This window comes from Alteromonas lipotrueae (assembly GCF_019249215.1).
Classification (GTDB): Bacteria; Pseudomonadota; Gammaproteobacteria; order Enterobacterales; family Alteromonadaceae; genus Alteromonas; species Alteromonas lipotrueae.
Genome location: NZ_JAESDI010000001.1, coordinates 55800 through 69009, shown reverse-complemented (window position 1 = coordinate 69009; position 13210 = coordinate 55800). Strand labels below are relative to the sequence as shown.

At 42.6% G+C, this 13210-nt stretch carries 7 protein-coding genes; 3 read left to right on the top strand and 4 right to left on the bottom strand.

What is annotated here, in order from left to right:
* Window positions 1–3 precede the first annotated feature (3 nt).
* Window positions 4–960 (bottom strand): AAA family ATPase, encoded by a 957-nt coding sequence (locus tag JKP82_RS00305; RefSeq protein WP_218395407.1) that lies wholly within the window; start codon window positions 958–960, stop codon window positions 4–6.
* A gap of 305 nt (window positions 961–1265) precedes the next feature.
* On the opposite strand from JKP82_RS00305, the gene fadI reads away from it, so the two are divergent.
* From fadI to JKP82_RS00290, 3 genes are all read left to right on the top strand, one after another.
* On the top strand, window positions 1266–2576 hold the full coding sequence (gene fadI, locus JKP82_RS00300; RefSeq protein ID WP_013784923.1) for an acetyl-CoA C-acyltransferase FadI: 1311 nt from the start codon (window positions 1266–1268) through the stop codon (window positions 2574–2576).
* 19 nt (window positions 2577–2595) lie between these two features.
* Complete coding sequence (fadJ, locus tag JKP82_RS00295; protein ID WP_218395405.1) at window positions 2596–4734, top strand: fatty acid oxidation complex subunit alpha FadJ; 2139 nt, start codon at window positions 2596–2598, stop codon at window positions 4732–4734.
* Between the two features lie 203 nt (window positions 4735–4937).
* Complete coding sequence (locus JKP82_RS00290; protein WP_159529679.1) at window positions 4938–5135, top strand: hypothetical protein; 198 nt, start codon at window positions 4938–4940, stop codon at window positions 5133–5135.
* A 164-nt stretch (window positions 5136–5299) separates the two neighbouring features.
* Here JKP82_RS00290 and JKP82_RS00285 read toward each other — a convergent pair whose 3' ends face one another.
* The 3 genes from JKP82_RS00285 to JKP82_RS00275 all read right to left on the bottom strand — a co-directional run bounded on the left by JKP82_RS00285 (window position 5300) and on the right by JKP82_RS00275 (window position 13104).
* Window positions 5300–5464 carry a hypothetical protein gene (locus JKP82_RS00285; protein ID WP_167347518.1) on the bottom strand — a complete coding sequence of 55 codons (165 nt, stop codon included), beginning with the start codon at window positions 5462–5464 and terminating at the stop codon, window positions 5300–5302.
* A gap of 191 nt (window positions 5465–5655) precedes the next feature.
* Entirely contained in the window at window positions 5656–10200 is a 4545-nt protein-coding gene (locus JKP82_RS00280; RefSeq protein ID WP_218395403.1) for an EAL domain-containing protein, read from the bottom strand.
* 156 nt (window positions 10201–10356) lie between these two features.
* Entirely contained in the window at window positions 10357–13104 is a 2748-nt protein-coding gene (locus JKP82_RS00275) for an insulinase family protein (RefSeq protein WP_218395401.1), read from the bottom strand.
* Between the last annotated feature and the right edge of the window lie 106 nt (window positions 13105–13210).

Below are 13210 nucleotides of genomic sequence, written 5' to 3'. Positions count from 1 at the left end.
CGTTTATGGAACAGCTACGGTAGCAACAATTTGGTTAAGCACATCATTCATAGTAATGCCTTGTGCTTCTGCGTGATAAGACAAAATAATGCGATGGCGAAGTACATTATGTACCACCGCTTGAATATCATCAGGGCCAACAAAATCTCTGCCACTCAACCAAGCGTGTGCACGTGCGCATCTGTCTAAACTGATGGTGGCACGAGGGCTAGTGCCCATCGCAATCCATTCGGCAAGATTTGCATCAAACTTAGCTGGCTGTCTGGTAGCCATCACCAATTGCACTAAATACTGCTCAAGTTCGGGCGCCATATGTAGTGCTAGCGCTTCATTACGTGAAGAGAAGATATCTTGCTGGGTTAATTTAGGCGGCGTTACCAGCGGAACTGATAATGCTTCTCCGCGGGTCAAACGCAAAATCTCTAACTCTGTTTCGGCATCTGGATAATCAATATCGACGTGCATTAAAAAGCGATCGAGCTGAGCTTCTGGTAATGGGTAAGTCCCTTCTTGTTCTAGAGGGTTCTGTGTCGCCATTACCAAGAATAAAGGGGGAAGCGGGTAGGTCTTGCTGCCTACCGTTATTTGGCGCTCAGCCATAGCTTCTAGCAGCGCCGACTGTACTTTAGCTGGAGCACGGTTTATTTCATCAGCCAATACTAAGTTGTGAAATAGTGGGCCTTTTTGAAAAACAAATTCACCGGTTTCAGGGCGATAAATATCAGTGCCGGTTAAATCAGCAGGCAGTAAATCAGGGGTAAACTGAACGCGATGAAAATCACCGTCGATACCATTAGCAAGCGCGTTAATTGCTCTGGTTTTTGCTAGACCTGGAGGCCCTTCTACTAAAAGGTGCCCATCAGCTAAAAGCGCAATAAGGAGGCTTTTGGTAAGTGCACTTTGACCAATGATTTGCTGATCTAAATACTTCTGCAGTTGCTGAAATTGTTCCGCTGCCATAATGCAATTATTCCGTTGAAATTCTAGTTATCAGGAAAAGTAAACCAATTAACTCGCCCAAATGTATGTTACGAGTAGATAAATTGGCATAAAACAGACTATGTTTTTCTTATATGGTTCCCTTGTCGTCTAGTTCAAGTCGTTAAAAACATCTAATTTTCAGATAGGCGACGATTATTCGACACAAATAGGCTGAAAACTGTCCGTGAACGTTGATAATTTGCTATTTTGTTCATTGTTTGTAAAAATTGGGTTTATTACAGGTCAGACCACTTATTTCCCGTGGTCCTTAATTTAGGTGCATTATGTCAACAAGACAATCTGTTACTACCCGCGAGGGTGATCGTATCGCCATTGTGGCGGGGTTACGTACTCCGTTTGCAAAAATGGCGACATACTTCCACGGTGTTCCCGCTGTCGATTTAGGTAAAATGGTCGTAAACGAACTGCTCGTTCGCCATGGCATTCAAAAAGAATGGGTTGATCAGGTTGTCTATGGTCAGGTTGTTCAAATGCCTGAAGCGCCGAATATCGCCCGTGAAATCGTATTGGGTACTGGCATGAATGTGCATACTGATGCTTACAGCGTCTCTCGTGCATGTGCAACCAGCTTCCAGTCTACCGTTAATATTGCCGAAAGTATGATGGCTGGCCACGTTCAGGTAGGTATTGCTGGTGGTGCTGACTCTACGTCTGTATCGCCAATTGGTGTATCTAAAAACCTAGCGCGCGCATTGGTCGATCTTCAAAAAACCAAAACTTTGGGTCAGAAGTTTAATATCTTTAAGCGTTTAGGCCTTAAAGATTTAGCGCCTGTGCCGCCAGCGGTTGCAGAATACTCAACAGGTTTGTCTATGGGACAAACTGCTGAGCAAATGGCGAAATCCCACCATATCTCACGTGAAGAACAAGACGCACTTGCGCATCGTTCACACAGTTTTGCCGCGCAAAGCTGGGAAGAGGGTAAATTAGACAGTGAAGTAATGACCGCTTACGCAGAACCGTACAAAGGTGCGTTATCTCGCGACAACAACGTACGTTTCGATTCTAAGCTTGAAGGCTATGCCAAGCTTCGCCCTGTTTTTGATAAAAAATACGGTACAGTAACTGCGGCTAACGCTACCCCGCTAACTGATGGTGCTTCAGCTGTTATTATGATGACGGAAAGCCGTGCTAAAGAATTGGGCTATAAGCCATTAGGTTATCTTAAGAGTTATGCTTTCTCTGCCATTGATGTATGGGAAGACATGTTGATGGGGCCATCTTACGCCACGCCAATTGCGCTAGATCGCGCAGGCATGACATTAAACGATATTACGCTTATCGAAATGCATGAAGCTTTTGCCGCGCAGACACTTTCGAACGTAAAAATGTTCGCCAGCGATAAATTTGCCCAAGAAAAACTTGGTCGTGCAAAAGCTACCGGTGAAATCGACATGGACAAATTTAACGTTATGGGAAGTTCTATTGCTTACGGTCACCCGTTTGCGGCAACAGGCACGCGAATGATTACCCAAATGCTTAACGAACTTAACCGTCGCGGTGGTGGTACTGGTCTACTAACCGCTTGTGCAGCGGGTGGTTTAGGTGCAGCTATGATTGTGGAGACAGAATAATATGAGTCAGGACACAACAATGACAAATGACGTTCAAGCAACATCTGGTGCATTTACGTTAACCAAGCAAGACAATGGCGTTGCCATACTCACCATGGATGTACCTGGTGAGTCTATGAATACGCTAAAAGCCGCTTTTGGCGATGAAATATCTGCCATGCTGGATGACATTGATACTGATACCAGTATTAAAGGTGTTGTGCTGGTAAGTGGTAAAGCAAATTCGTTTGTAGCCGGTGCCGATATTAGCATGCTAGCTGCTTGTAATACTGCAGAAGATGCCACCACCATCGCGGCTGGCGGCCAAGCTATTTTTGAGCGTATCGAACGCATGAAAGCAACCTTTGTTGCAGCCATAAATGGCCCAGCACTTGGCGGTGGTTTAGAACTAGCCCTAGCGTGTCATTATCGAATTTGTACCGACTCTCCCAGCACTCAGGTAGGGCTTCCTGAAGTTCAACTTGGCTTATTGCCTGGAAGTGGTGGAACACAGCGACTACCTCGTTTAATTGGTATACAGCAAGCCATGAAAATGATGCTTACTGGTGCACCAGCACGGGCAAAGCAAGCGAAAAAGTACGGCATTGTTGATGATGTAGTACCGCAAAGCGTGTTGCTAAAAGTGGCTGAGCAGTTCGCCCTTAAACGTAAGCCTGAGCGCGAAGCGCCGCAAAAAAGCGTGATGGACAAAATGCTTGAAAATACCGGCCCAGGCCGCGGCATGATGTTCAAAAAAGCGCGCGAAGCAACGTTTGCTAAAACTAAAGGTAACTATCCTGCGCCAGGTTACATTATTGATGTCATCGAAACTGGCATGCGTGATGGCGTTGAAGCTGGCCTTAAAGCTGAAGCGGAAGCATTCGGTAAGTTAGTGATGACACCTGAATCTTTTCAATTGCGTCAGATTTTCTTCGCGACTACCGACATGAAGAAAGAAAACGGTATTGAAGGCGTAGCGCCAGAGAAGATGAAAAAAGTTGGCGTACTAGGCGGCGGATTAATGGGCGGGGGTATTGCGTTTGTAACCTCTACTAAAGCCGGCGTACCTGTTCGTATTAAAGATGTTCGCCCTGAAGGCATTGCTAACGCGATGAAGTACAGCTACGACATTTTGAATAAGAAAGTGAAGAAGCGCTTCATGCGTAGTAGCGAAATGCAAAAGCAACTGTCGCTTATCACTGGCACCTTAGATTATAGCGGCTACCAAGATACCGATATTGTGGTTGAAGCGGTATTTGAAGATTTAGATCTTAAGCAAAAAATGGTCGCGGATATTGAAGAAAACTGCAAAGAGAACACCATCTTTGCCTCTAACACTTCTTCTATTCCAATTACCCAAATTGCTGCTAAAGCAGCTCGCCCTGAAAACGTGATTGGTCTTCATTACTTTTCACCTGTAGATAAAATGCCATTAGCCGAAGTTATCGCTCATGAAACTACGTCGGATCAGGTTATTTCATCTACCGTTGAATTTGCGAAAAAGCAGGGCAAAACCCCCGTCGTTGTTAAAGACGGCGCAGGCTTTTATGTTAACCGTATTTTAGCCCCTTACATGAATGAAGCGGCTAGCTTAATTCTTGCTGGTGAGCCTATAGAGCACATCGACAAGTCCCTCGTTAAGTTTGGCTTCCCCGTTGGGCCTGTGAAGTTACTTGATGAAGTAGGCATTGATGTTGGTACTAAGATCATTCCTTTCCTAGTAGAAAGCTTTGGAGAGCGTTTTACGGCGCCTTCAGCTTTCGATAAAGTACTGGCTGATGGTCGTAAAGGTAAAAAGAACCAAAAAGGTTTTTACAGCTATGAAGGTAAGAAGCCAGGTAAAGAAGTAGATGAAAGTATTTACTCACTCCTGGGTTTAACACCGTCAACGAAATTAAGTGAAAAAGAAGTGGCTGAACGCTGCGTTCTTATGATGCTTAATGAAGCTGCACGTTGTTTAGATGAGAGTGTTATTCGCAATGCCCGTGATGGCGACATTGGTGCTATCTTTGGTATCGGATTTCCACCTTTCCTAGGCGGTCCTTTCCGTTATATGGACACGTTAGGAATCAAACATGTTGTTGAGCGTTTGAATCATTACGCTAGCTCCGTAGGTGATAAATTCGCACCTGCAGATGTATTGGTGAAAATGGCTGAAGAGAACTGCACCTTTTACTAGTATGTAAGCGACATATAAAAAGCCGGGAGCCTGAAACGTAAAGGTTCCCGGCTTTTTTTGTGTGTAATGAGTAATTTGGCTGGTTTGCTAGCCAATTTTCAGTACAATCCGGCAGTTTCGAAAAAATACAAGTCAAAATTTTGGCGTTGTATTTAATAGAGTTTTTCAATCCCCTTAAATAGTGAGCTAAGTAGGAGTGCTTCTTGTTTGTTTTAATATCGATAAGCCTATTAAGTAGTGTTTTCTTTTATGTAGAGGCTGTGAAGTGGGGAATGAATGCTAAGTATTGGGCAGTGCTTGCTTTAGTGATAGGGCCTTTTGTATTCCCTATATTTGGTATTGCCAGACACATACATTGGCGAAGGGCAGCAGGCTTTAATAATCTAATGGTAGAAGCGTAAACGACAACAGAACGACTAGACAATGTCTAGAGCTAAGCCCTGGCGAGTTTAAAGCGGGTCAGCCCTCTCTAATTCCCAGTAAATCTATACATTAAGCGCACAGCTGAATTACAGGTATAAAAAAAGAGAGTCTATGCTCTCTTTTTTGGAATTCTTTCAAGCTCTTATAAGCCTACACCGTAGCCATTGCCCGTTTTTGGGCGGTAGTTTTGGGGCTGAGTAACAGACTCTTTTTGCTGTTCAGGGGCTTGTTTAGCGCCTTCTTGGTTATCAGCAGCAACAGGGGTAGCGGTAGATAGTACTAATGCAACAGCATACTCTTTTAACATATTAATATTCCTCTGACTTTTTATTTTAAGAACGAACAAACAAAACCGATAGAAAGGATGTTTACCGGTTACAGAAGATATTGCGAGAGATGTGCCAACTTTTTAAGTCATTGATTTTAAGTGGTTAAAGTTGTATTTGGTGCGTTTTTTGACACTTGGGTTAGTCAAAAGTAGTAAGCGCCAAAAAAAAGTCAGATGTTTGAATGGCCAAGCAGGTTATGAAGCTTTTGGTTTTCAGTAAGTAGTTTTTCAAATCGCTCGGCATTAAGCGGGCGGCTGTATAAAAAGCCCTGTAGCATCTCGCAATCATAGCGACGCAAGATATTAAGCTGCTCTTCTTCTTCAACCCCTTCAGCCACTACCTTTAGGCCTAGGTTATGGGCAATGTTAATTATTGCTGCTGCCATATGACGGTCAACGCTACTTTTCGCGATATCGTCAATAAACGCTTTATCTATTTTAAGGGTATTGAGCGGGAATCGCTTCAAATAGGCTAAGGAAGAGTACCCAGTACCAAAGTCATCAAGGGCAAGGTGTATGCCTCGTTCTCTTAATCTACTCATCATACGAAGGCCATTTTCAGGGTCTTCCATTAACGTCCCTTCGGTAATTTCACACTCTAGGTGCAGTGGGGATAGGCCTACTTCGCTTAAAATTCGATTAATTCTGTCGTCTAAATCTGGAAGTTCGAATTGTTTAACAGAGATATTCACGGCTACCCGGCCGGTAAACAAGCCTTGAGATACCCAGCGTTTGGTATCGATACAGGCTTTACGTAATACCTGCTCACCAATTTCAATAATCTGGCCTGTTTGCTCAGCAAGGGGAATAAATTGCCCTGGGCTTACTATGCCTTTTTGCGGGTGTTCAAAACGCACTAACGCTTCCATACTGACCAGTTTACCAGAGGCGATATCAACTTTTGGTTGGTAGTAAACCGTAAATAGGTCGTCTTTAATTCCGTGGCGAATTAAGTTTTCAATTTGCAACTGACGAACCGCATTTTGATTCATTTCACCGCTGAAGAATTGATAGCTGTTGCCACCATTATTTTTCGCAAAGTACATGGCGGTGTCGGCATTTTTTAGCATTTCTTGTGGCGTATTACCGTCGTCAGGGAAAAAGGCTATGCCTAAGCTTGCGCCCAATACAAACTCTTGCTTATTGATGATGAAAGGGCGAGCGAGTGTATCAAGTAAGTTTTGTGCGTAATGGGTGACCGTATGAATATCTGCGCTATCTTCCATTAAGACACTGAACTCATCGCCACCAAGGCGATAACAAGTGGCATTTTTACCTGTAATACGTTGTAAGCGTTTGGCAATTTGTTTAATTAATATGTCACCAGTTTGGTGGCCTAGCGAGTCATTTATTTTCTTGAAGTTGTCCATGTCCAAACACAACAAGGTGTGTGGCGAGCCCTTACGGACTAAATTTTGATGACTAGCTTGGTAAAACGAGCGATTAGGCAGTTCAGTTAAAGGGTCGACATTGGCCAGTTTAAGTAATTCTTTTTCGGTACTCTTACGAGAGGTGATATCGCTGAATACACCAACGAAATGACTTATTTTGCCATCGTCGTCGTGTACCGCATCTATGTTTAATTCCATTTCATAGCGTTCGCCATTAACGCGAACTGATTCTACTTCACCCGACCAGTTACCTTTGGTTTTCAGGGTCTTTTTAATCTCTTCTGTAAACGCATCGGGATACAAATGGAAATGTAGGTAGCTGGCAAGTGCTTGTTCTCTAGTTTCACCTGTATAGCTACAGTAAGCGTTATTCACTGAAATAAATTTAAACTGTGTGGTGGTAATGAATACACCCTCAGAGATATTTTCGATTGAACGCTTAAAGAGGTTTAGCTGTTCTTCTGCTTCCTTTAGGTGGTTGATATTTTTCAACGTTCCGGTCATACGAACCGGCTGCTGATTATGATCGCGCTCAACCACTTTTCCACGATCTAGTAGCCATATCCATTGGTTTTTAAAGGTTTTAGCGCGATAGGCAAGCTCGTAGAAGTCACTCTTACCTTCTAAATGGTTGCGTAATGTATCCCTAACGCGACCTATATCATTGGGGTGGATATTCGCATCATAGGCGCCAGTGGTTCTTATATCGTCTTGTGGGAAGTCTAAAGTCCCCCATGTGTTTGCTCGATATACTTGCCCGCGATACACGTCCCAATCCCATAGTTCGTCGCCAGAGCTCCATAAGGTAAGTTTAAGGCGTTCCTCTGATTCACGTATGGAAAGTTGATTCGATTTACGCAATTGGTACTGTCGAATAATAAAGGCCAGAACAATGGTTAGAATAAGTGCATAAAAAACTAATGCGACGGAATGTAACCAAGGGGGGCGTGCAATATAAATTTTTAACTCGCGACTTTGAGACCAATGCTTCCCAGGTTCGATAGCTTGGACTTCAAAAATATAATTTCCAAAAGAAATATTGTTAAATTGAGCCGTCCTAACATTTTCATTGTAAACCCATAAATTATCCATACCTTTAAGACGATATCGGTATGAAACCTCTTTAGGGTATACCGCGTTTATTAAACCAAATGAAATGCTGAACCTAGATTCAAAGTACTCTAGCGTTTTTTCACTTTTATAGGTGATGTTTGCAAGTAAACTATCTTCTTCAACTACTCTATCTGTACCAAGCAACCCCGTATTCGCTTGGTTTGACTCACCAAATACTCTAAATTCAAATAATTCAGGCATTCTTGTTCGATTCTCACTTTCAATCGTCGATGTTTGATGTGCCTTAGATATTATGTTGAAGCCTTTGTTACCGCCAAAATAGATATCTCCATTAGAGGTCGCTAAAACTGCACTTTCCCCTAACGAATTAAATTCGAGTTGATCGTTTGAAACACTCGACATTTCAGTAAGTGTCGAGAGTTCGATTTGATGCACGCCCGCACTGTCGGCATACCAAATGCTGTCGTGGGTACCAATAGATGAGAAAATAAATCCATTTCCATCATCACGAGTTTGCCGCTGTACAACTTGCAGTGTTTTTTTGCTAACTTTGAGCACGCCATCTGAGCGGGTAGTTAACCAGTACGCATCAGGCGTTTCATACACACCATAAACAGGTGATGAAAGACCTTTTTCTTTTCCAATCCGGTCTATTACTCTGTTACTACTTAGGGAGTAAAGAAGAATGCCACTTTCTTGCCGAAGCCATAGACGATTGTTATTATCGGTAAATATAGGGAGTAGGATAGTAGAGGTGTCATCTACTTCGTGATGGACCGGTAAAGGTGATGCCGAGTTCATCGAGGTGTCTATTGAATACAGGCCATTATCTTCCAACCAAACCCAAACTCTGTTGTTCCCTTTATAAATATAGTCAACAAACTGCCCTGGGAAATAACGCTCTAATAGCTCAAGCTTATTATCTACTCGTTTATAGACACTTAAACCACCTGAACTGGCGACCCAAAAGTAACCTTCTTTATCAATTTCAACGTCCCAATAACTGGTGCCAGGCGAGATTTCCTCATCTAAAGATAGATAGTCGAAATCACCTGTGACTCGATCGAGCCTTCCAATCCCGTCTTGTTGAGATGCAAAATAAATATCATTAGATGAGTCTTGGGCTAGACCCCATATCGTTGAGTTTTCATCTCTATCTGTGGCTTTAAGCGCGCTAGAATGAAAGCGTATTTCTGAAAACTCCGAGTGGAACTTAAAGGCATTTTGCATAGTGCCAAGCCATAGTGCGCCAGATCTATCTTTGGTGATACCGAAAATAATCTTTTGGCTGAGCTTGGTTATATTTTTTTTGTCTGAACTTAAATGGGCAATGTCTGCTGAAGATATATTTTTTGGAGATTCAATATTACTGTTAACAATAAAAAGCCCATTGTCTGAACTGAACCAAACATTCCCATTGAACTCTATAATGGAAGTGACATTCACGTTGCTATCAAGGTTCAATAGCTCTCTACTAATGTGTTTGAGCTGACCACCGTTCGCACTAATAACGTATACGCCTTCATTCGTTGCTAACCAATAATTGCCTTCAATTACCGTAACATCATGCAAGGCACCCGTTTCTATACTTATTCCCCAGGGATTAACCCTGCCTAAGTCAAAAACTTCTTTGGTATTTTTATCTAAAATTTTTGCACCTAGTTCATTAGAGCCAAACCAGATTCTAGACGGTTCATCGAAAATTAGTTTAATGGTGCTATCTGTCTTGTAGACTTGAGCGAGTATTTTTATTTGGTTATTTTCATTCTTAGAGAGGGAGTAAGCAAATTTATGGTCTGAAAACAGAATGCTGCCGTCAATACCTTCACTGATGGTCGTGATTACATCGAGTTTGATGACAGAGTTTTGTTTTGAAAATGTTTCAAAATCATCGCTTTCTGGTCGGTAGCGGGCTAATCCTGAATGAGTCGCAATCCAAAGGATGCCGTCAGAGTCAACAAACAATTTTTGAATAAATCCACTTGGGAGGGCGTGGGGGTCGTTGTCTGACGGGTGATACTGATTAATTTCATAACCAGAGTAACGGTTGAGCCCGTTTGGTGTCGCAAGCCATATGTACCCCTTGTCGTCTTCGGCAATGTCGAGAACAACTGTACTTGACAACCCATCTCGGTTGTCTAACTCAGTAAATTGTAAATCAGCAACTTCTATGGCTGCCGCATCGGAGAAAATTACTCCGAGCAGTTGAAGCCATATGACTATAACTGAGTAAGCTAGGGTTGAGCGCACCTACACACCTTTGGCATTACGCCTTATCATTATAATTTATAGTTAGGCTGGCCGCATCCCTAACAGCCAGAGTAATAAATATGCCGAAATAACGCGGGCTCTACAAGCGATTTTTAGTTATCGGAGGGTGATGGTTCAATTGTTAACCACCTTTTGCTAGTAATAGGGAATTTGGGATTTAAACTCGGAAATTCCATTGATGGTTCTTTGCTTTGGTGTTTCTAGTTTTTCGTACTTGCCTTGTGCAAAAAGAATTAACTCTCCGCACCGTTCTCGCTTGGCAAGTTGGTGCGCGTAGCTTTGTATATCCTCAAAACTCAATGCGCTAATACATTCAGCAAGTTGGGTATTTCTATTAAAGCTTAAATCCTGCGTCCCTAAGCTTATCCATAGTCTTTGCGACTTCATCGATAAATTAAGATCGCGTTCTTCTAGTTGCTTCAATAAGTTCTGTTTGATGGTAGACCAATAAAAACGATAGAACTCGATTTCTTCTAACTGCTGAAACAAAAATACCGTCATCGCATCAAGTAACGTTTTGGCACTATTATTAGGGCTTTGTACATAAAATGCCATCCCCGGGTGTTGATTATGGGGAACATAACCGGTTCCCACAATGTAGCCCAATTGTTGTTCTGTTCTAAGTGCATTGAAAAATGGTGCCGCTAGCATTTGTTCCAACACCATACAAAGTGCAGTGTCGTGCAGGTCTGCAGTCGGTGCCTGCAAATACAGCACTACAGCAGCATCGTCGTGTTCACAGGTGACTTGATGATAAAAAGCTTCACCAACAGGAAGTTTCGACACCGCGCGCGACAAAGGTGAGCCGCTGGTATTAACACATTTACTATCAATATTTTTCGCGAAGTCCTTTGCTTGTTCACTGGCCCAATTGCCATGCACAAAGCTTTCTATGAAATAGTCATCAAATGCATTGTCACGCACGTTAATCATGTCTTCATAGGAAGTGTTTGCTACCGCTTCCAGTAATTCCACAGGGGCTTGTGTATTACGCTGTATCAACACGCTTAACCTAGAGAACAAGCGGTTAGTCGGTTTGTTCAGCAGTGAGTTCTGTAAATTCTGAAGCTGCATTTGTTTGTAATGCTGAAAATTAAACTCAGAAGGTTTGAATGATAAGACTGCTTCTAATAACTGCTCTGCTAACAACATTTGCTGATTGGTAAAGCCTCGGGTATGCAGCGTAAAGCCAGCTTGATGACCATAAATTCGATAATGTAACCCTGCAATTTCGGCGCGGTAATACTTGGCCTGAAGATAGTCATTTAATGCACTTAACCAGATTCGTTTAGCAGCAACCGCGGTTAACGAATCAGAGAAATGCACCATATCAAACGAGACATAAATGTCGCCTTTTGGGCTAAAAAACTGTTGGTCTTGTGCAAACCAAAAACGCACACCGTCTTTCTCAACCAATCTGGTCGGGTTATCAACTCCCGTTTCTGGTAATACTAGCGCGTAGCTTTCCCCTAAATAGGGGTTCGGAGGGGGAAGCGATAATGCATCTATCGTAATTGGTGACGCAAAGGCATTCAATTGATCGTCAGCAATAGGTTGAACACGGTATCTTGCGTTGTAATACGCGCAACTTCTATCGGTTTCTACATCCGGAGAGATTACTTTTAATCGAATGTTACACGGCGTAAAGAACGACAAGGCCTCTTTCATGACAGTGCCGTCGTAGCTGCCGATACTTGTTCGAAGTTTTCTAAGCTGCTCTGGCGTGAACAAAAATTGATGCTGGGCAAATTCGCTCACCATCGTTAGCGGCTTGACGTTTTCTTCGTACTCTAGTGCTAGCGCAGTAAGTTGCGCTTTCTCTTCGAATCGCCACGAGTCATTAATAGATTGTTTAACCAATTCTAGGTAACTGAATAATGCCATCACAACATCTTGTTGTTTTGCTAATCCTAGTTCTGTTAGCTGGAAGCTTATATTGAAGTCTTTAAATTTATCGCCTTCAATACCCGAGCCAGCGATCAGATTTACCGCCCAGTTTTGGCTCTTCAAATACGCAAGTAAACTGCCTTCGCCCTCATCGCCAAGTAAATGGCTAATATAATTTAGCGGTTTGGTATCGATATCGTTGTGAATACCAGGCAATGCAAAGGTTACAATCATTCGCCGCGCAGTTTGCAGCGGTTTAATATTAATTTGAATACCAAGCTGAGAAGAGGAATACAGCGCAGGCCATGAATCATTGGCTAACGCTCCGGCCTCAAAACTTGAAAAGCTTTGTGTTATTAACGCTTCTAACTGAGCAATGGGAACTGGGCTTGATATACATAAACACATGTTACGACCGCAATAATACTGTTTATGTAGGGCTCTTAATGCCTCTCGAAGACTGCCAACCTCGTGTTTTGAAAATATATCGGCATTGCCAACAGAAAATTTTGAGAAGGGATGAGCCGGATTACACGTTTCTTTGTGAATCTGATAAAGCCGGCGTAAGTCGTCTTTAATTTTAAACTGAAACTCTGCATCAATAGACTTTATTTCGTTTGTCAGCGCAGTTTCATTTAAGATGGGTTGGCGCAGCATATCGGCAAAGGCTGGAAGAGTTTGCGCAATGGCAGAGCCGTCACACTGATAATGGTAATTCGCATATTCAGTGCCTGTCCACGCGTTTATATTACCACCATATTGCTCGATGAACCCGTTGATACTATTAGGGTTTGGGAAATGTCGACTTCCCATAAAGAGCATGTGTTCTAGCAAGTGGGCTAGCCCCTGACAATCGTTTGGATCGTAAAAATGACCCGCACGAACCGCCATAGAAACATAGGAAGTGCTGGATTGTGGTTCATGGCATAACATAACCCTAAGACCGTTGGGCAAGGTAAAATGATATGCATTATCAAATTTTTGAACGTTAGTCACATGATCTCATTGTAAAAACTCAAGACAAAATTGTCAGGAAAACCACGAACTGCTCACAATCCCTGAAATGAAATAATACAGTTAAATAACCACTATTTAGGTTTTG